Below are 18,006 nucleotides of genomic sequence, written 5' to 3'. Positions count from 1 at the left end.
TTTGCGCGGAATTCGAATGCCCTGCCCATGCTCGCCCATGGCTGGAGGAAGCCGGGTTTGAAACCGATGACTGGCTGCTACTGCGCCGTACCGTCGACACACAGGGCAAGAGCCGCGGTTGGATCAATGGGACTCCAGCGACAGCTTCACAGTTACGTGCCTTGGGCGAGATGCTTCTCGACATCCATGGTCAACACGCATGGCAAAGCCTGACTCGCCCAGAGTCGGTGCGCGGCTTGCTGGACGCTTTTGCCGGTGTGAATACCCGCGATACAGCATCGCGTTGGACGCAATGGCGCGCTGACCTCAAGGCATTGCAGCAGGCTCGCGCAGCTCAGGCAACGCTTCAGCAAGAGCGCGAGCGCCTGCAGTGGCAAATCAGCGAAGTGGACAAACTCGCGCCAGGTGACCTGGAGTGGGAGGATCTTGACGCGCAACACAAGCGCCTATCGCACGCGCAGGCGTTGCTGGATGGGGCCCATGGAGCGCTTCAAGCTCTGCAAGAAGACGACGCGGGAGCCGTTTCCGCACTGACCCACGCACATTCGCTGCTTCAGGCGCAAGAACACATTGAGCCAGAGTTCGCCAATCTCGCCGATATCCTGGCGTCGAGTCTGGCGCAGACGACCGACGTGGTGCATTCTCTGCACACCTATTTACGCCATGCGGACATTGACCCCCAACGTTTGGCAGAACTGGACGAACGCATGTCCTTGTGGATGAGACTGGCTCGCAGGTACAAACGCCCTCCTGCAGAACTGCCCGCTCTGCTCAAGGACTGGAAAGCATCCATGCGCCAGCTTGATGCCGCCACCGATCTGGAAAAGCTGCAAGCCAACGAATCCGCCAGCGCCAAGGCGTACCATGCGGCGGCGCGCGCACTGTCTCTGGCTCGCGCCAAAGCAGCACCAAAGCTCTCCGTGTCCATCTCTCAGGCCATGCAAGGTCTCGGGATGGAGGGCGGCAAATTCGAGGTGTCAGTGACGAAGGCGTCGGAGCCCTCTCCCGACGGGATCGATGATGTCGTGTTTTTGGTGGCAGGACACCCCGGCATGACCCCCAAGGCGGTCGGCAAAGTCGCCTCCGGCGGGGAGTTGTCCCGCATTTCGCTGGCGATCGCAGTCACAACCAGTGAATTGGGCTCCGCCCCCACACTCATTTTTGACGAGGTGGACTCCGGCGTGGGTGGCGCAGTCGCCGAAACCGTGGGACGTTTGATGCAGCAGCTGGGACGCGACCGCCAAGTGCTGGCAGTAACTCACCTGCCCCAAGTAGCAGCATGTGCGCATCACCACCTCAAGGTGGCAAAAAACAAAAGCGCTCAAGGCACAACCAGCACCGTGCTGGTTGTGCAGCAAGACGAGCGTGTGGCAGAAATCGCCCGCATGCTGGGTGGGGAGCGCGCTACCGAGACCACGCTGGCGCACGCGCGTGAAATGCTGGGCACTGCGACTCCGGCATTGGTCGCGGCGCCTACCCCACCCGCTCCCTCCTCTAACGCCGCTAGGAAACGCTGATGGCCCTTGAAATTGTTGTCATCACGGGCATGTCGGGATCTGGAAAATCCGTCGCCTTGCACGCACTGGAAGATGCTGGCTACTACTGCGTAGACAACCTGCCGCCGGAGCTACTGCCAGCCTTCGTAGCGCTCGAACACAAACACCATGGCAACCGCGTAGCCATTGCAGTGGATGTCCGCAGCGCAACGTCCTTGCATCAAGTGCCTCAAGAGTTGAGCCGTTTGCGCAGTCAGGGCGTGGCCGTGAAATCCCTTTTTCTGGATGCCACGATTGATACCCTGGTGCGGCGTTTCTCCGAGACGCGCCGCCGCCATCCCCTGTCGCACGACGACCTCCAGCAAGGACGCAGGGCCTTAGTTCAGATCATTGAGCTGGAGCGGGAGTTGCTGGCTGAACTGCGCGAACAGTCACACGTGATCGACACCAGCACCATCCGCGCCTCCCAGTTGCAAAGTTATGTCAAAGGCCTGATGTCCACTGCGCAAGGGCAATTGACCTTGGTTTTCCAGTCATTTGCGTTCAAACGCGGTATTCCCATGGATGCCGACTACGTCTTCGACGTCCGCATGCTGCCCAACCCACACTATGAGATCGCGCTCCGGGACCTCACAGGACTGGACCAGCCGGTGGCTGACTTTCTGGACCTGCAACCCGAGGTGGACCTGATGTGGGCCCACAGTGAAAAATTTTTAGCACACTGGCTGGACATGCTGGATCGCAATCACCGAAGCTACGTCACTGTAGCCATCGGCTGCACCGGTGGACAACACCGCTCTGTCTATCTGGTGGAGAAACTGGCGCAAGCGTTCAGCGACCGATGGACTGCATTGAAGCGGCATCGTGAACTGGATGGGCGCTGACCATTGCCTTCACAAGCGAGCTCTTGGAGCCAAGCCCCTTGGGAACAAGTTGTAGAGCTTGGCGCCAACGAAACGAGACGAGCCCCCCGCGACTGAGAGAGCGCCCCCGTTTGAGTTCACCATAGCGAAGATTGCGTGGTGTCCAGCAACTTACGGATGGGCGCCGGCAACCCCACCAAGGACCACTGATCTGGCCCCAGCCACTCTCCGCCCTCCACAGGAGGCACCATTCCGTCGGTCTGTATCAACAACGGGTGAAGATGCAAGTCCCGGTGCGTGAGGACATGCACAAATGGCTCCAACTCTTGCTGCGCATACTGCCCATCGCTACCCAAAGCACTCACAAAAATATCCCGCGACTCCAGGTCAGCGAACACGGGCACGCAGTGCATTCCCGCCCAGATCCCAGTGGGTGGGCGGCGTTGCAGCCAGATGCGCCCCTCGCCATCGCGCAGGATCACCAATTGCCAGGATTCAGCCCGGCGTGACAGTTTGCGGGTTCTGACGGGATAGCGTTCAGGATCCCCCTCCTTGAAAGCTGCGCAATCGCCCATCAAAGGGCAATCGGAGCATTTTGGAGAGCGGGGTGTGCACAGGGAAGCCCCCAAGTCCATCAGGCCCTGGGTGTAACGGGGCATCGCCACATCAAGATCGCGCACTGGCAACAGCGCTTCGGCATGCTCCCATAGAAGGCGTTCGTTTTTGGCAGAAGCCAGATCTTGGCAAAAGCCCAGCAGGCGCGTGAGCACCCGCCGCACGTTGGCATCCAGAATGGGCACGCGCTCTGAAAAACAAAACGCGGCAATGGCGCCTGCGGTTGAACGCCCAATGCCCGGCAAAGACGCCAACAGCGACGCCGTTCGCGGGAAGGCGCCACCATGGTCAGTCATGATCTGCTGAGCGCAGCGATGGAGATTGCGTGCACGACTGTAGTAGCCCAAACCACTCCACAAGCCCAGGACCTCATCTTGAGGGGCTGACGCGAGGGCGCTCACATCAGGAAATCGGCCCAAAAAGCGGGCGTAGTAGTCCAGCACAGTGGTGACCTGGGTCTGCTGCAACATGATCTCCGACAGCCAAACCCGGTATGGATCGCGGGTCTGTTGCCAGGGCAGATGGTTGCGCCCATGTACAGCTTGCCAAGCGACTACCCGCGCGGCCACACCCTCCCGGGATTCAGCACTCATGCGGAAACCGGATGCGCGTCAGTCAATGCCGGTGCAGCCCCTGGCAGAGCCACCAACTTGGAAGTCAGCTCATGCAACTTGTTCTCCAACTGGCCGAGTTCCTCCTCGCCAGCCTCGATCTCCGAGATGCGCTCCACCAAGCCGCTGGCAGCCTGTTGTATGCGGTCTACGGCCTCCATGCGGCGAGCAAAGCTGCGACGCCGTTCTCGCAGCTGTGCGTCCAATTGCGCAGTGGCTGATTTGCTCCACAGTTCCAGATCATTGGCCGCTGACTCGTACACCGTGCGCAAACGCATGGCCAGCGCGCGCACCAGGCGCTCCGCAAACTCGGGTTGCGCCAACTTGAGAGCATTGCCCATACCCAGGTACTGCAAATGACTCTGCTCGATCTGGTGCAGGTCTTGCGCAAAGTGTTCAAGCTGCGGCGGCGTGGGCACCTGCAAAGAAAAACCGAACTCTGCATTGAGCTGCCTGAAGGTCCCGCTGAGCATGGCCTGAATCTCGGTACCAGAGGCTTGCGCCTTGTCCAAGGTGCCGCGCAGTTTGTCAAAGGTCTGGACGTATATTTTCTTCACGCCCAACTTGAGCCCCTTTTGCTGCAATGTCTGGGCCAGCTCGGCCAGCTCTGCTTTGAGCGCCTTGGCGCCCAACTGCTGAAAAACGTCACGCAGCAACTTGAGGTGAACCGCACGCACCGCCTGGATCTTGGCAGTGCTGAGATCAAACTCACGCTGCTCCTGCTCAATGCGATGGCGCATGGATTCGATCACCGATGCGTTCTTGCCCCGGAGACTGCGCAACTCGGCCATTTGGTCATCGAGGTCGCGGCGTCGGATATTGATGACCCGCGACGTTTCTGTACGCAGGCTCGCCACCCCTGCCGCTACCGCAGCGCGCAGTATGGACTGTCGTCTGCCCATGATGCCTTTGGCAAGGGCCTCTTCCAACGCTGGCAGTCCACTGGTTTCCAGCAGAACGTCGTCCGCAGTGATCTTGGCCACCAGGCCTTTTTGCGCAGACACAGGCACCACACGGTCTAGAGACACGCCGAGCATCTCAGCCGAGGTCGCGCACTGCCGCTCCATCTGCGCCTGGACCTGCTCGGCGCTGTTGAGCGTATCCCAAAGGGTGTCGATCTTGTTCAGCACCACCAAACGCGCTTCCATGCTCTCGGGAGAGATGGCCAGGTGCTCGCGCCAGATCGACAGGTCCGAGCGCGTCACGCCGGTGTCGGCACTCAGGATGAACACCACTGCATGCGCCTGGGGGATGAGGTTGACCGTCAGCTCGGGCTCTGCACCCACTGCGTTCAGGCCAGGCGTATCCAGAATCACCAAACCCTGCTTCAAGAGCGGATGGGGGATATTGATGATGGCGTGGCGCCACATGGGCACCTCTACCAAGCCCTGCGCGTCAGGCACAGGGTTTTCATCTGTCAGATCGTCATGCCAGAAACCCAGCGCACGCGCATTGTCCAGACTGACCTTGCGAACCTCCGCCACTTTTTCCAGTGCTTTGGCAATCTGGTCGGCGTTGCCAACATCCAGCGGGATCTCCTGCCAACGGTCGGTTTTGACCCGCCACTCCGCTAGGCTCTGCATCTGAAGTCGAGTCTCAATGGGCAATAGCCGCAAGCTGGGTGCAACATTGGCGTCATACCCCAGTTCGGTGGGACACATGGTCGTGCGGCCCGCACTGGCAGGCATGATGCGGCGACCATAGTCAGCAAAAAAGATCGCGTTGATCAGTTCGGATTTTCCACGCGAAAACTCCGCCACAAACGCCACCATGACCTTGTCGCTGCGTACCTGCTCTTCCAGCCGCTGCAGGCGCTCTTGCACTGCTGCATCCATCAGGTCGTGCGTGGCCATCCAATCGGCCAGCCGCTTGAGCTGCTGGGCGAACTCCCGTCGCCAGACGCCATGCTGGTCAAACTGTTCGTTGAATGAAGGTCCCACTTTGCTCCCAGAGATCTATGGATGGCCCGCGAGGCAGGTATATACAAAATATAGCATCGACCGTCCGCCAGCTGTCACAAACCGTCCATCGGACGGCAGCATCTATGGGCGCTGGCACTGGCGGCAGAAGTAAGTGCTTCTCTGTCCCTGGCGAATCAGCTCGATGGCTGTACCGCATACATGGCAAGGCTGACCATCGCGGCCATACACGTTCGCGGCCGTCTGAAAGTGGCCAGCCATTCCTTCGGCATTCGAAAAATCGCGCAGCGTGCTACCGCCCATCTCCACAGCGCGGGCCAGCACCGAGCGAATGGCCTGATGCAGCTTATGTACTCGTGCCGGACCAATGCGTGATGCAACGGTAGTAGGACGGATGCCAGACAAAAAAAGCACCTCAGAGGCGTAGATATTCCCGACCCCCACGACCACGCGCCCCGCCAGAAGCAACTGTTTGATAGGCATCCGGCTTTTCTTGAGTCCTGCCTGAAAAGTCGGAAGTAGAAACTCCTCAGACAAGGGCTCCATACCTAAGCCGCCCAGCAATTTGGCGGCTACCAGCGAGTTCTCTGATGGCGCATAGACCACCGCGCCAAATCGTCGCGGGTCATGCAGGCGCAGCGTGCCCCGGTCGGTGACCAGGTCAAAGTGGTCATGCCCCCCCGCTTCTGGCATGTCTGAAGCAAAACGCAGGCTACCCGACATCCCCAAATGCAGAAGCAGAACGCCTTGGTTCATATCGAGCAACAGATACTTGCCCCGCCGGCGCAATCCGACCACTTGTTGGCCTCCCAGCAACTGCGGGTCACAACCCAGAGGCCACCGCAGGGGCTTGCCCATCATCACAGCCTCGATCCGGGCTCCAGCGATCGCGGTAGCAAAACTGCGCCGCGTCACTTCCACTTCAGGCAACTCAGGCATACAAACAACCGGGCAACGGCTTAACAGGCATGGATTATTATGGCCCGATGGTGTTATCCCACAGCTTTCGTACCGTCGCCTTGGTCACCGTGATTGCGGCGTCCGCCCACTCAGCTTGGGCCCAAAAGCCCGCCGGTGAAAGCCGCCCCCCGAGCGAGCCCCCACCGGTAGAGTCCAACCCCGCGTTGGACGCAGAGCTGTTCTACGAAATCTTTCTGGGCGAGATCAGTGCACGAACTGGGGACCCAGGTGCAGGCTACGCGTTCATGCTGGAGGCTGCGCGCCGAAGCGCTGACGGGCAGCTCTACCAAAGGGCTGCTGACATTGCCTTGCAATCACGATCAGGCGAATACGCCCTGGCTGCAGCCCGAGCCTGGAAGGAAGCCCTGCCCCAGTCGCGCGAGGCCAATCAGTATGTGCTGCAGATCCTGATCGCATTGAACCGCATCGCAGAAACACCAGAATTGCTGCGCCAGGAACTCGCACAAGCCGCTCCTAGGACCAAGGCGTCAACGCTGGCATCTTTGCCACAACTGTATGGACGCGCGAGTGACAAAGCGCTGGCCGCCAAGGTGGTGGAACAGGCCCTGGTCAATGAACTCACCAACCCTGCCACCGGACCCGAGGCCTGGGTGTCGCTGGGCCGATTGAGGCTTGCAGCGGGCGACAAGGCCGGTGCGCTCGACGCAGCACGTAGGGCACAGGGCCTGGACAATGCCAGCGAAAGCGCGGCCCGGCTGGCGCTGGAGCTGATGGACGAAGGCCTGCTGGACGCAGAGCCCATCGTGACGCAAACGCTGTCCAGACAACCCATCCCGGACCTGCGCATGGCGTATGCCAGGGTATTGCTGGGCCTTCAGCGCTACCCTGAGGCCAGTCGCCAATTGGAGACGGTCACCAAGGAAAAGCCTGACCTGGCAGAGGCGTGGTTGGTGGCCGCCACCTTGCAGTACCAGGACAACCGCCTGCCTGCCGCAGAGGCATCGCTGCAACGGTTCATGGAACTGGCATCTGCATCTGGTGACACCGACCTGCGGCGAAAGAGCCTCACGCAAGCGTACCTGCTGTACGCGCAGATTGCCGAGAAAAAGAAAGACTTTGCGGGCGCGGAAGCTTGGCTCGCACGGATCGACAACGCAGAGGAAGTCTTTGGTGCGCAAACGCGCCGCGCATCATTGCTGGCACGCCAGGGCAAGCTCGCCCAGGCGCGGGCCTTGTTGCGCAACCTGCCAGGCAATTCAGCAGACAGCCAACGCATGAAGCTAATGGCCGAAGTGCAGCTGTTACGCGACCAGCGCCTGTACCAGGAAGCCTACAAGGTACAAGTCGAACTGGTGGCCCTGGCCCCGGACGACGCCGAGCTGGTCTATGACCAGGCCATGCTGGCCGAAAAGGCGGGCCAGCCAGACACGATGGAGAAGCTGTTGCGTCAGGTGATCGCACGCCAGCCAGAGTACCACCACGCCTACAACGCCCTTGGCTATTCGCTCGCAGACCGCGGAGTGCGGCTGGCCGAGGCCAAACAGCTGATCCTGAAGGCATTGGAATTCGCCCCGAACGATCCCTTCATCATGGACAGCCTTGGCTGGGTGGAGTTTCGCCTGGACAACAAGGCAGACGCCCGCAAACACCTCGAAGCAGCCTTCAAGGCACGGCCCGATGTGGAGATTGCTGCACATCTTGGCGAGGTGCTCTGGAGCATGGGCGACAGGGACGGTGCAACACGCGTCTGGAAAGAAGGTCAGCGTGCCAGCCCTGACAACGACACCCTCAAAGAGACCCTGAAACGCCTCGGGGCCTCCCTCTGATGCAAGGCCTTTTCAGCGCCACTTCAAACAGTCGGCTACGGACTCCCCCTCACCGGTGGGCATGGTGGCTGGTGTTGTGGGCGCTGTGGCTCGCAGGTTGTGCGCAGCCAATGGCCAAAGCCCCCATGGATGAAGACAGCTGGAGTGGGCGCATTGCCCTGCAGATCGACGGGCAGGCCTCGCAGTCTTTTTCTGCCATGTTCGAGCTGCGCGGCACCGCCCAGGCGGGTGGACTCGTTTTGCTCAGCCCCTTCGGCAATCGCATTGCGCAACTCGACTGGAAAGATGGTCACGCGCAGCTGCTTAGCGGTCAGGACACCCGTACCTCTGATTCCCTGGACACGCTGCTCCAGGACGTGACCGGCACTCGCATTCCCGTGACCGCCTTGTTCAGCTGGCTCAAGGGCACCCAGGCCAGTGCGACGGGGTGGCAAGCAGACCTTACCGGCATTGCAGACGGGCGGCTGACGGCACGCCGCAGCGACCCGCAGCCTACCGCCACGCTGCGCATTGCGCTGACTCCCTGACGGCCTACAAACTGCTGCGGCCAGCAGAGCCGTTCGCACAGCAAAACCTCGCTCCCCACTCTTTCGCCCCATGCAAGCCTTGTATGACGTGCCAGCCCCGGCCAAGCTCAATCTTTTCTTGCACATCACCGGACGGCGTGCTGACGGCTATCACCTGCTGCAGTCCGTGTTCATGCTTGTGGACTGGTGCGACACCCTGCACTTCCAACGCCGCACGGATGGATTGATTTCGCGGGAAGACCTGTCCACAGCGCTACCCGAGGTGGACCTCTCGGTTCGCGCTGCACATGCACTGCAGGCTGCAACGGGCTGCCGTGAGGGCGCTCACATTGGCGTTCTGAAACGCGTGCCAGCGCAGGCAGGCATGGGAGGCGGCTCTTCGGATGCCGCCACCACGCTGCTGGCTTTGAACCGGCTGTGGGGGCTGAACCTGCCAAGACACGCATTGGCAAAGATCGGTTTGCAGTTGGGCGCTGACGTCCCGTTTTTTTTATGCGGCCACAACGCTTGGGTGGAGGGAATTGGTGAGACAATCACGCCGCTTGAGAAAGTGCACCAGCTACCGCAAGCGAGCTTTGTGATCGTGAAGCCCGCAGCAGGTTTGGAGACAAAAGAAATTTTTTCGTCACCAAGTTTGAAACGCGATTCAGATAGTGCTACAATCTTAGGCTTTGCTGCAGCACACTTTGACTTCGGTCGAAACGACTTGCAGCCAGTTGCTCAGGCTCTTTGCCCCGATGTTTTGCAAGCCATTGAATGGCTCAAAGATCGCGGCCTCAAAGGCAGAATGACGGGCTCAGGAAGTGCGGTGTTTGCGCATATGTCACACGCAGTTGACTTGAGCGGAGCCCCCGAGGGCTGGCAAGTGAAGGCATGTGAAAATCTGATGGTTCATCCTCTGGCAGGCTGGGCATCAGGAGAAATTTAAGGTTGGTTGCCCTCGGCAATTGACCTGTGTAGGGGAGTCGCCAAGCTGGTTAAGGCACCGGATTTTGATTCCGGCATGCGAAGGTTCGAATCCTTCTTCCCCTGCCAAACGCTTTCCGCGTACGGGCTTTTATTTCAGACTGCTGGGACGCTCATGCAAGCCAACCACCCCGACTTCATGGTTTTCACCGGCAATGCCAATCCCGGCATGGCAGCTGAAATTGCCCAACACCTTGGCACCACCCTCGGTGCGGCTGACGTGGGTCGCTTCTCTGACGGTGAAGTCACCGTCGAAATCAAACAAAACGTGCGCGCACGTGATGTTTTCGTGGTGCAGTCCACCTGCGCACCCACCAACGAAAACCTCATGGAACTGCTGATCATGGTCGATGCGCTCAAGCGCGCGTCGGCTGAGCGCATCAGCGCCGTGATTCCTTATTTCGGTTACGCCCGCCAGGACCGCCGCCCCCGCTCTACCCGTGTGCCCATCACGGCCAAGGTGGTGGCCAACATGCTGCAAGCTGTGGGCGTGGCCCGAGTGCTGACCATGGACCTGCACGCTGACCAGATCCAGGGCTTCTTCGATATTCCCGTAGACAATATCTATGCGTCGCCGGTGCTGCTGGGCGACCTGCGCCAGAAGAACTACGAAGACCTGATCGTCGTCTCCCCCGACGTGGGCGGCGTGGTGCGCGCACGCGCCCTGGCCAAGCAACTGAACTGCGACCTGGCCATCATCGACAAGCGCCGTCCTAAGGCCAACGTGTCGGAAGTGATGCACGTGATCGGCGAGATCGAAGGCCGCAACTGCGTGATCATGGACGACATGATCGACACCGCCGGCACGCTGGTGAAGGCTGCCGAAGTGCTCAAGGAGCGTGGTGCCAAGAAGGTGTACGCGTACTGCACGCACCCCATTTTCTCGGGTCCTGCCATCGAACGCATCGCCAAGGGCACAGCCCTCGATGAAGTCGTGGTGACCAATACCATCCCGCTGAGCGACAACGCCAAGGGATGTTCCAAGATTCGCCAACTCTCCGTGGCCCCGCTGATCGCCGAAACGATCCAGCGCATTGCCAAGGGTGAGTCGGTCATGAGTCTGTTCTCGGACCAGGACAACCTGTTCTGACACGCTCCCCCGGGAGCGTTGCAGTCGGATTGCACGCAGGCCTCCTTCGGGAGGCTTGTCTGTTCGAGAGCAATGCGCAGGCCTGCCGCCATGAAGGCGTCACAGGTCTTTTTTAATCGGGGTACGACTGGTCGCGGTCCACCCTTTTCAGGAGCTAACTATGAACTTCGTCGCTTTTGAGCGCGCCAAGCAGGGTACGGGTGCGAGCCGCCGTCTGCGTAATTCGGGCAAGACGCCTGGCATCGTGTACGGTGGTGCTACCGAGCCACAACTGATCGAGGTGGACCACAACGCACTGTGGCACGCCCTCAAGAAGGAAGCGTTCCACTCCAGCGTGCTGGACATGGAAGTGGCTGGCGCCACGTCCAAGGTTGTGCTGCGTGACGTGCAATACCACCCCTACAAGCAACTGGTGCTGCACATCGACTTCCAGCGCGTGGACGACAAGACCAAGCTGCACCTGAAGGTGCCACTGCACTACAGCGGTGCAGAAGAGTCCAACGCCGTCAAGGTGGACAAGTGCATGGTCAACCCGATCGTGAACGAACTGGACGTGACCTGCATGCCTTCGGACCTGCCCGAATTCATCGCTGTGGACCTGTCCAAGCTGGAAAAGGGTGCTTCCCTGCACCTGAAGGACATCAAGCTGCCCAAGGGCGTGGTGGCCAAGGTCCGTGGTGGCCAGAACAACAACCCCGTGCTGGTGTCCGTGGTGCCTCCAGTCGTGGTCGTCGAGACCCCTGCTGAAGCCGCTCCCGCTGCCGATGCCAAGGGCAAGGGCAAGGGCAAGAAGTAATTCGCCGGTCAACGACCTCGATCACTTCACCCGGTCAACCCGCTTTGCGGTGTTGACCACGAAACGGCCCACCTTGCGTGGGCCGTTTTCATTGGTGTGGCGCACTTTGCACGCCGCACCTCTCTCTCGCCGACTGCATCCTCAGGCAGCGGCAGCAATGCTGACGGCCTTTCTCCACCCCCAGCCACCGATAATCCCGCACATGATCAAGCTGTTTGTAGGCCTGGGAAACCCCGGGCCAGACTACGAAGACACGCGGCACAACGCCGGCTTCTGGTGGATTGATGCCCTGGCGCGCGAACTCAAGACCACGCTGGTGCCCGAGCGCAGTTACCACGGCCTGATGGCACGCACCACAGTGCACGGCCAGAACGTGTGGCTGCTGGAGCCGCAGACCTTCATGAACCTCTCGGGCAAGTCCGTGGCCTCGCTGGCGCGCTTCTTCAAGATCCTGCCCGAGGAAATCCTGGTGGTGCACGACGAACTGGACATTGCCCCCGGCCAGGTCAAGCTCAAGCGCGGCGGCAGCCATGCCGGGCACAACGGCCTGCGCGACATCCACGGACAATTGGGATCGCCCGACTACTGGCGCCTGCGCATCGGCATCGGCCATCCGGGCGTCAAGAGCGAAGTGGCCCACTGGGTGCTCAAGAAACCGTCGCCAGACCAGCGCACGCTGATCGAGGACAGCATCGCCCACTCGCTCAAGGCCTACCCCGCTCTGTTGGCGGGGGACATGGAAAAGGCCACGCTGCTCATCCACACCACCAAACCGCCCCGCCCCAAGCCCCCTCGGCCTGTGGAGGACTGAGGGGCCACCAGCCCGTCCAGCCGTTGTGCTGTGGATATCGCTATCTATTCAATAGCACCCAAGGCATGACCTACTAGCGCAAGCGGTCGGTTTGGCTCAAATTACGTCGGCGTGGACGCCTGCAGCCGCTGGAACTTCTGCCACAGGGTTTCGCGGCTTTCCACGTGCTGCGGGCTCACGGGAATGCAGGCCACAGGGCAGACCTGCACACACTGGGGCTCGTCGAAATGCCCTACACATTCTGTGCACTTATTCGGGTCGATTTCGTAGATCTCCTGCCCCAGGTAGATCGCCTGGTTGGGGCACTCGGGCTCGCACACATCGCAGTTGATGCACTCGTCCGTGATCATCAGCGCCATACAGCCTCCCAGTGCACGGGGCCAAAAACAGGGGCAACGGAGCGAGCGGCGCAGTTCATGCTCCGTATTATCCCGCGCCGGTGGCATGTGCCTTGCGTGCCACACTGCAACCCACCACCGCTGACGGGGACGTTTTTACCGTTATGCTGTGTATACACATTAATTTTGACGCCCCTGCGTCTGACCCACCTGCCAACGCACCCCACCCATGGGCCTGTTTTTTCTCAAGCGGTTTGTCACCCTCCTGGCCACGTTGATTGGCGCCTCCATCGTCGTGTTCCTGGTGCTGGAAATCCTGCCGGGCAATGCCGCGCAGATTCTGATGGGTCCCGATGCCTCTCCGGATGCGGTGGCGGCTCTGGCCACCAAGCTGGGTCTGGACCAGCCCGCCAGCCTGCGCTACTGGCAATGGGTGAGCGGCCTGGTGGTGGGCAACATGGGCGACAGCTACGCCTACAGCTCGCCCGTACTCGACCTGGTGCTGGAGCGCCTGGCGCTTACCGTGCCGTTGGCCCTGATGGCCATGGTGATCACCACGGTGCTGGCATTGGCCGCCGGTGTGTACGCCGCGGCGCGCCACAACAAGCTGGGTGACGTGGGCGTGATGGGCCTGGCGCAGATCGGCATTGCCATCCCCAACTTCTGGTTCGCCATCCTGCTGATCCTGCTGTTCTCGGTGAAGCTGCAGTGGTTCTCGGCCGGCGGCTTTCCGGGCTGGACGGAAGACGCTGGCGGCAGCCCGCTAGAAGCCCTCAAAGCCCTGCTGCTGCCCGCCACTGCGCTGGCCGTGGTGCAGGCTGCCATCCTCGCGCGCATCACCCGCTCGGCCGTGCTGGAGGTGCTGCGTGAAGACTTTGTACGCACCGCCCGCGCCAAGGGCCTCACGCAGCGCGCTGCGCTGTGGGGCCATGTGCTGCGTAACGCGATGGTCCCGGTCGTCACGGTGATGGGACTCCAATTTGCAGAGTTGCTTGCGGGCACCATCGTGGTCGAGAACGTGTTCTATCTGCCCGGCCTCGGGCGCCTGATCTTCCAGTCCATCTCCAACCGCGACCTGATCGTGGTGCGCAATTGCGTGATGCTGCTCGCCGCCATGGTGGTGATCGTGAACTTCGTCGTGGACATCCTCTACGCCGTGATCGACCCCCGCGTGAAGGCCTCCGACATCTGATCCATCCATGAGCGCCTCCGTCTCCCCCTCCTCTTCGTCTTCCGCACCCGGCTGGCTTCACCGCGCGTTGAGTCACCGCAGCTTCGTTATCGGAGCGGTGCTGTCGCTGCTGTTGATCCTGGCCGCGCTGCTATCGTTCGTGTGGACCCCCTGGTCGCCTTACGAGATGGACCTGGCCAATAAGCTGGCCGGCCCCTCTGCAAAGCACTGGCTCGGCACCGATGCTTTTGGCCGTGACGTAGCCTCGCTGCTGCTGGTCGGGGCGCGCAGCTCAATCCTCGTGGGCGTGATCGCAGTCGGCATCGGCCTCACCATCGGTACAGCGCTGGGGCTGCTAGCCGCCGCCAAGCGTGGGTGGGTGGAAGAGCTCATCATGCGACTTTCCGACTTCAGTTTCGCGTTTCCTGCCATTCTCTCTGCCATCATGCTCACGGCAGTGTTTGGCGCGGGTATTGTCAACTCCATCATCGCCATTGGCATCTACAACATCCCAAACTTCGCGCGGCTAACGCGTGCATCGGCAAATGCGATTTGGGGCCGGGAGTTCGTTCTCGCGGCCCGTGCCTGCGGCAAGGGGCCTTGGCGTATCACCATTGAGCATGTGCTGCCCAACATCACATCGGTGCTGATCGTTCAGGTGTCGATCCGATTCGCCATCGCCATCCTGGCCGAGGCCGCCCTGTCGTACCTGGGCCTGGGCACCCAGCCGCCCCAGCCCTCCTGGGGCCGCATGCTGAGCGAGGCACAGACGTTGATGTTCCAGGCCCCGCTGCTGGCGGTGTGGCCCGGCATGGCGATTGCGCTGGCGGTGCTGGGGCTGAATCTGCTGGGCGACGGGCTGCGCGATTTGCTCGACCCCCGCCTCTCCCGCAAACGCTGACAGCTCCGCACCGAAGACCACCTGCATTCCACGATGTCTCTGTTAGAAGTCTCCAACCTCCGCATCCGCCTGCAGACGCACCGGGGCCCCGCCGATGCCGTGCGCGGCGTGAGCTTTTCGCTGGCGCGCGGTGAAACCCTGGGCCTGATCGGTGAGTCCGGCTGCGGCAAGTCCATCACCGCCATGTCGCTCATGGGCCTGCTGCCCGAGAGCGCACAGGTCACCGGCAGCATCCGCTTTGATGGGCAAGAGCTGGTGGGCCGCACCGATGCACAGATGTGCAAGATGCGCGGCAACCGCATTGGCATGGTGTTCCAAGAGCCCATGACGGCCCTGAACCCCGTGCACACCATTGGCCGCCAGGTGGCGGAGCCGCTGCGCCTGCACCGGGGCATGAACGCAGCAGCCGCACGCACCGAAGCGATTGCCTTGCTGGACCGCGTGGGCATCCCCAACGCCGCACAGCGCTTTGACGCCTACCCGCACCAGTTCTCGGGCGGGCAGCGCCAGCGCATCACCATTGCGATGGCGCTGGCCTGCGGGCCCGACCTGCTGATTGCCGACGAGCCCACGACGGCGCTGGACGTGACCATCCAGCAGCAGATCCTGGACCTCATCAGCGACCTGGTGGCCGAGCGAAACATGGCGCTGATCCTCATCTCGCACGACCTGGGGGTGATCTCGCAGAACGTGGACCGCATGATGGTGATGTACGGCGGCAGCGTGGTCGAAAGCGGCTCCACCGCCTCGGTCTTCTCGGCCATGGCCCACCCTTACACACGCGGGCTGTTCGCCGCCCGGCCCCACCTGGGTGCCGTGCACGCGCCCGGGCAACGCCCTCGCCTGTCCACCATTCCGGGCACGGTGCCCGAGCTGGTGGACCTGCCCGCAGGCTGCCCGTTTGCAGGGCGCTGCAGCTACACGGTGGATGACTGCCGCCACAAGCAGCCCGAGGCCACGCTGGTGGCCACCGATGCCGACGGCGACCACCTGGTGCGCTGCCTGCGGCGCGAGGCCATTGCCGAGGCGCAGAGTGCGGACGTGGTGAACATCATCGAGGTGGCTGCATGACCCAGGCACCCCACACCACAGTCGCCCCAACCACCGCGCCGCTGCTCCAGGTGACCGACCTGGTGCGCGAATACACACTGCCCCGCGAGCATCTGTTTCGCCCGCCGGGCAAGGTGCATGCGCTCAACGGCGTGAACTTCTCGATTGCCGCAGGCCGCAGCCTCGGCATCGTCGGCGAATCGGGCTCGGGCAAGTCCACCCTGGCACGGCTGGTGATGGCGCTCGATGCACCCACCTCCGGCACGGTGGAGCTGCTGGGCCGCAACCTGCACCAGTTGCCCGCCGAGCAGCTGCGCCAGGCGCGCCGCGATTTTCAGATGGTGTTTCAGGACCCGTACGGATCGCTGGACCCGCGCCAGACCGTGGAGCGCATCGTGGCCGAACCACTGCAGGCGCAAGGCCAGACCACGCGCGCCGAGCAGCGCGAGCAGGCCGCCCAGGTGCTGTCGCAAGTGGGCCTGCGCACCAACGACCTGGGCAAGTACCCGCACGAATTTTCGGGCGGCCAACGCCAGCGCATTGCCATTGCACGCGCCCTCATCACCCGGCCGCGCCTCATCGTGGCCGACGAGCCCGTGAGCGCGCTCGACGTGTCGGTACAGGCCCAGGTGCTGAACCTGATGCAAGACCTGCAGCAGCAATTCGGCATCACCTACATGCTCATAAGCCATGACCTCGCGGTGGTCAACCACCTGTGCGACGAGGTGGTGGTGCTGTACCAGGGCCGCATCGTGGAGCGCGGCTCGCCGGGCGAGCTGTTCCGCAACGCGCAGCACCCGTACACACAGTCGCTGGTGGGCGCCGTGCCGCAGGTGTTGCCCGGCCGCGCGCGGGCGCGCCGTGCGGCAGCCGCTGCGGCAACGGCAAAAACCGCATAACCACATGCAGGTGTGATGGTGTAAAAAGCTTCTTTCCTCCCCGGTAACAAATTGCACCGGGGGTCTTTATGGTTGTTGTCTGGTTTTTTGTCTGGAGAGTCCGAACATGCTGAACCGCCGTACCGTCCTTGCCACTGGCGCCATCGCCGCTGTGCCCCTGACCACCTCGCTTGGCGCCCTGGCGCAAGGCCGCAAAGATGCGGTGACGCTGGCGATGACGCTGGAGCCCCCAGGCCTGGACCCCACCGCCGGTGCGGCATCTGCCATCGCCGAAATCGTTCAGTACAACATCTTCGAGACGCTCACCAAGATCAACCCCGACGGCAGCGTGTCGCCCCTGCTGGCCGAAAGCTGGGAGGTCTCGCCCGACCTCAAGACCTACACCTTCAAGCTGCGCCGTGGCGTGAAGTTCCAGAATGGCGAGCCCTTCACCGCTGCGGCCGTCAAGTTCTCGTACGACCGCGCGGGCGGCGAGAAGAGCACCAACAAGGACAAGCGCACCTTTGCCGGCATCACCACCCAGGTGGTGGACGACTACACCGTCGTGCTGCTGAACAAGGAGATCGACCCCGACCTGCTGTTCGTGCTGGGCCAGGCCACCTCCATCATCGTGGAGCCCAAGAGCGCCGACACCAACGCCAACAAGCCCGTGGGCACCGGCCCCTACCAGCTGCAGGCCTGGAACAAGGGCTCGTCGGTCGTGCTGACCGCCTGGGACGGCTACCGCGACGCCAAGGCCATCAAGATCAAGCGCGCGACCTTCCGCTTCATCTCCGACCCCGCAGCCCAGGTGGCTGCCCTGCTGGCGGGCGACGTGGACGCATTCCCCCGCGTCACGCCGCGCAGCGTGGCGCAGTTCAAGGCCAACCCCAAGTTCCAGGTGGTGGTCAGCGGCTCGCGCGCCAAAACCATCGTGGCCATCAACAACGGCAAGAAGCCGCTGGACGACGTGCGCGTGCGCCGCGCCATTGCCGCAGCCATTGACCGCAAGGCCGTGATCGAAGGCGCGGGCGACGGCTACGGCGCACCCATCGGCAGCCACTACGTGCCCGGCGCGTTTGGCTACGTGGACACCACGGGCGTGAACCCCTACGACCCTGAAAAGGCCAAGAAGCTGCTGGCCGAGGCCGGCATCAAGACACCGCTGGAGCTGACCATGACGCTGCCCCCCACGCCTTACGCCCGCCAGGGCGGCGAGGTGGTGGC

At 62.1% G+C, this 18,006-nt stretch carries 17 protein-coding genes and 1 tRNA gene; 14 read left to right on the top strand and 4 right to left on the bottom strand.

Going from position 1 to position 18,006, the window contains the following annotated elements:
* Positions 1 to 1,517, top strand: a 1,517-nt coding sequence (gene recN, locus AC04MI_RS16610; RefSeq protein WP_476498199.1) for a DNA repair protein RecN, incomplete at its 5' end; no start/stop codon positions are given.
* Positions 1,517 to 2,380, top strand: a complete 864-nt coding sequence (gene rapZ, locus AC04MI_RS16605) for an RNase adapter RapZ (protein WP_476498198.1) — start codon at positions 1,517 to 1,519, stop codon at positions 2,378 to 2,380. The genes recN and rapZ, both read left to right, overlap by 1 nt.
* Before the next feature lie 116 nt (positions 2,381 to 2,496).
* Here the strand turns inward: rapZ and mutY are convergent, their stop codons facing one another.
* The 3 genes from mutY to mutM form a co-directional block, all read right to left on the bottom strand.
* Positions 2,497 to 3,567, bottom strand: a complete 1,071-nt coding sequence (gene mutY / locus AC04MI_RS16600) for an A/G-specific adenine glycosylase (RefSeq protein ID WP_436079272.1) — start codon at positions 3,565 to 3,567, stop codon at positions 2,497 to 2,499.
* Positions 3,564 to 5,525 (bottom strand): dynamin family protein, encoded by a 1,962-nt coding sequence (locus AC04MI_RS16595; protein WP_436079271.1) that lies wholly within the window; start codon positions 5,523 to 5,525, stop codon positions 3,564 to 3,566. The genes mutY and AC04MI_RS16595 overlap by 4 nt, the downstream gene beginning before the upstream one ends.
* A 102-nt stretch (positions 5,526 to 5,627) precedes the next feature.
* On the bottom strand, positions 5,628 to 6,443 hold the full coding sequence (mutM, locus tag AC04MI_RS16590) for a bifunctional DNA-formamidopyrimidine glycosylase/DNA-(apurinic or apyrimidinic site) lyase (RefSeq protein ID WP_436079270.1): 816 nt from the start codon (positions 6,441 to 6,443) through the stop codon (positions 5,628 to 5,630).
* A 29-nt stretch (positions 6,444 to 6,472) separates the two neighbouring features.
* Between mutM and AC04MI_RS16585 the strand changes: the two genes are divergently transcribed.
* The 7 genes from AC04MI_RS16585 (at position 6,473) to pth (ending at position 12,441) form a co-directional block, all read left to right on the top strand.
* On the top strand, positions 6,473 to 8,251 hold the full coding sequence (locus tag AC04MI_RS16585; RefSeq protein WP_436079269.1) for a tetratricopeptide repeat protein: 1,779 nt from the start codon (positions 6,473 to 6,475) through the stop codon (positions 8,249 to 8,251).
* A gap of 110 nt (positions 8,252 to 8,361) precedes the next feature.
* The gene (locus AC04MI_RS16580; RefSeq protein ID WP_233193801.1) at positions 8,362 to 8,778 is read left to right on the top strand and encodes a lipoprotein insertase outer membrane protein LolB; all 417 of its coding nucleotides are present in this window, start codon (positions 8,362 to 8,364) and stop codon (positions 8,776 to 8,778) included.
* 70 nt (positions 8,779 to 8,848) lie between these two features.
* Positions 8,849 to 9,706 (top strand): 4-(cytidine 5'-diphospho)-2-C-methyl-D-erythritol kinase, encoded by an 858-nt coding sequence (ispE, locus tag AC04MI_RS16575; RefSeq protein ID WP_436079268.1) that lies wholly within the window; start codon positions 8,849 to 8,851, stop codon positions 9,704 to 9,706.
* 30 nt (positions 9,707 to 9,736) lie between these two features.
* Positions 9,737 to 9,813: transfer RNA gene (locus tag AC04MI_RS16570), tRNA-Gln, on the top strand.
* 46 nt (positions 9,814 to 9,859) lie between these two features.
* Positions 9,860 to 10,834: a ribose-phosphate pyrophosphokinase gene (locus AC04MI_RS16565; protein WP_056060480.1), complete on the top strand. Its 975-nt coding sequence runs from the start codon at positions 9,860 to 9,862 to the stop codon at positions 10,832 to 10,834.
* A 160-nt stretch (positions 10,835 to 10,994) separates the two neighbouring features.
* A complete protein-coding gene (locus AC04MI_RS16560) occupies positions 10,995 to 11,630 on the top strand; it encodes a 50S ribosomal protein L25/general stress protein Ctc (RefSeq protein ID WP_056060476.1) in 636 nt (211 codons plus the stop codon).
* A gap of 202 nt (positions 11,631 to 11,832) precedes the next feature.
* Positions 11,833 to 12,441 carry an aminoacyl-tRNA hydrolase gene (pth, locus tag AC04MI_RS16555; RefSeq protein ID WP_476498196.1) on the top strand — a complete coding sequence of 203 codons (609 nt, stop codon included), beginning with the start codon at positions 11,833 to 11,835 and terminating at the stop codon, positions 12,439 to 12,441.
* Between the two features lie 101 nt (positions 12,442 to 12,542).
* Here pth and AC04MI_RS16550 read toward each other — a convergent pair whose 3' ends face one another.
* Entirely contained in the window at positions 12,543 to 12,800 is a 258-nt protein-coding gene (locus AC04MI_RS16550) for a YfhL family 4Fe-4S dicluster ferredoxin (RefSeq protein WP_476498194.1), read from the bottom strand.
* A 208-nt stretch (positions 12,801 to 13,008) separates the two neighbouring features.
* Between AC04MI_RS16550 and AC04MI_RS16545 the strand changes: the two genes are divergently transcribed.
* The 5 genes from AC04MI_RS16545 to AC04MI_RS16525 all read left to right on the top strand — a co-directional run.
* Positions 13,009 to 13,971 carry an ABC transporter permease gene (locus tag AC04MI_RS16545; RefSeq protein WP_108499515.1) on the top strand — a complete coding sequence of 321 codons (963 nt, stop codon included), beginning with the start codon at positions 13,009 to 13,011 and terminating at the stop codon, positions 13,969 to 13,971.
* 7 nt (positions 13,972 to 13,978) lie between these two features.
* On the top strand, positions 13,979 to 14,851 hold the full coding sequence (locus AC04MI_RS16540) for an ABC transporter permease (protein WP_108499514.1): 873 nt from the start codon (positions 13,979 to 13,981) through the stop codon (positions 14,849 to 14,851).
* 33 nt (positions 14,852 to 14,884) lie between these two features.
* Positions 14,885 to 15,922, top strand: coding sequence for an ABC transporter ATP-binding protein (locus tag AC04MI_RS16535; RefSeq protein WP_476498193.1), 1,038 nt, complete (start codon positions 14,885 to 14,887; stop codon positions 15,920 to 15,922).
* Entirely contained in the window at positions 15,919 to 16,800 is an 882-nt protein-coding gene (locus AC04MI_RS16530; RefSeq protein WP_476498192.1) for an ATP-binding cassette domain-containing protein, read from the top strand. The genes AC04MI_RS16535 and AC04MI_RS16530 overlap by 4 nt, the downstream gene beginning before the upstream one ends.
* 106 nt (positions 16,801 to 16,906) lie before the next feature.
* Positions 16,907 to 18,006: ABC transporter substrate-binding protein (locus AC04MI_RS16525; protein ID WP_476498191.1), on the top strand; the 1,100-nt coding region annotated here is incomplete at its 3' end.

Source organism: Acidovorax sp. LjRoot204 (genome assembly GCF_056175785.1).
This window is presented reverse-complemented; position numbering and strand designations above follow the sequence as displayed.

Excerpts from the sequence above, each read along its gene's own strand:
- rapZ (WP_476498198.1), top strand. The coding sequence starts at position 1,517 with ATGGCCCTTGAAATTGTTGTCATCACGGGCATGTCGGGATCTGGAAAA.
- mutY (WP_436079272.1), bottom strand. The coding sequence starts at position 3,567 with ATGAGTGCTGAATCCCGGGAGGGTGTGGCCGCGCGGGTAGTCGCTTGG.
- mutM (WP_436079270.1), bottom strand. The coding sequence starts at position 6,443 with ATGCCTGAGTTGCCTGAAGTGGAAGTGACGCGGCGCAGTTTTGCTACC.
- AC04MI_RS16585 (WP_436079269.1), top strand. The coding sequence starts at position 6,473 with ATGGATTATTATGGCCCGATGGTGTTATCCCACAGCTTTCGTACCGTC.
- AC04MI_RS16580 (WP_233193801.1), top strand. The coding sequence starts at position 8,362 with ATGGCCAAAGCCCCCATGGATGAAGACAGCTGGAGTGGGCGCATTGCC.
- ispE (WP_436079268.1), top strand. The coding sequence starts at position 8,849 with ATGCAAGCCTTGTATGACGTGCCAGCCCCGGCCAAGCTCAATCTTTTC.
- AC04MI_RS16565 (WP_056060480.1), top strand. The coding sequence starts at position 9,860 with ATGCAAGCCAACCACCCCGACTTCATGGTTTTCACCGGCAATGCCAAT.
- AC04MI_RS16560 (WP_056060476.1), top strand. The coding sequence starts at position 10,995 with ATGAACTTCGTCGCTTTTGAGCGCGCCAAGCAGGGTACGGGTGCGAGC.
- pth (WP_476498196.1), top strand. The coding sequence starts at position 11,833 with ATGATCAAGCTGTTTGTAGGCCTGGGAAACCCCGGGCCAGACTACGAA.
- AC04MI_RS16550 (WP_476498194.1), bottom strand. The coding sequence starts at position 12,800 with ATGGCGCTGATGATCACGGACGAGTGCATCAACTGCGATGTGTGCGAG.
- AC04MI_RS16545 (WP_108499515.1), top strand. The coding sequence starts at position 13,009 with ATGGGCCTGTTTTTTCTCAAGCGGTTTGTCACCCTCCTGGCCACGTTG.
- AC04MI_RS16540 (WP_108499514.1), top strand. The coding sequence starts at position 13,979 with ATGAGCGCCTCCGTCTCCCCCTCCTCTTCGTCTTCCGCACCCGGCTGG.
- AC04MI_RS16535 (WP_476498193.1), top strand. The coding sequence starts at position 14,885 with ATGTCTCTGTTAGAAGTCTCCAACCTCCGCATCCGCCTGCAGACGCAC.
- AC04MI_RS16530 (WP_476498192.1), top strand. The coding sequence starts at position 15,919 with ATGACCCAGGCACCCCACACCACAGTCGCCCCAACCACCGCGCCGCTG.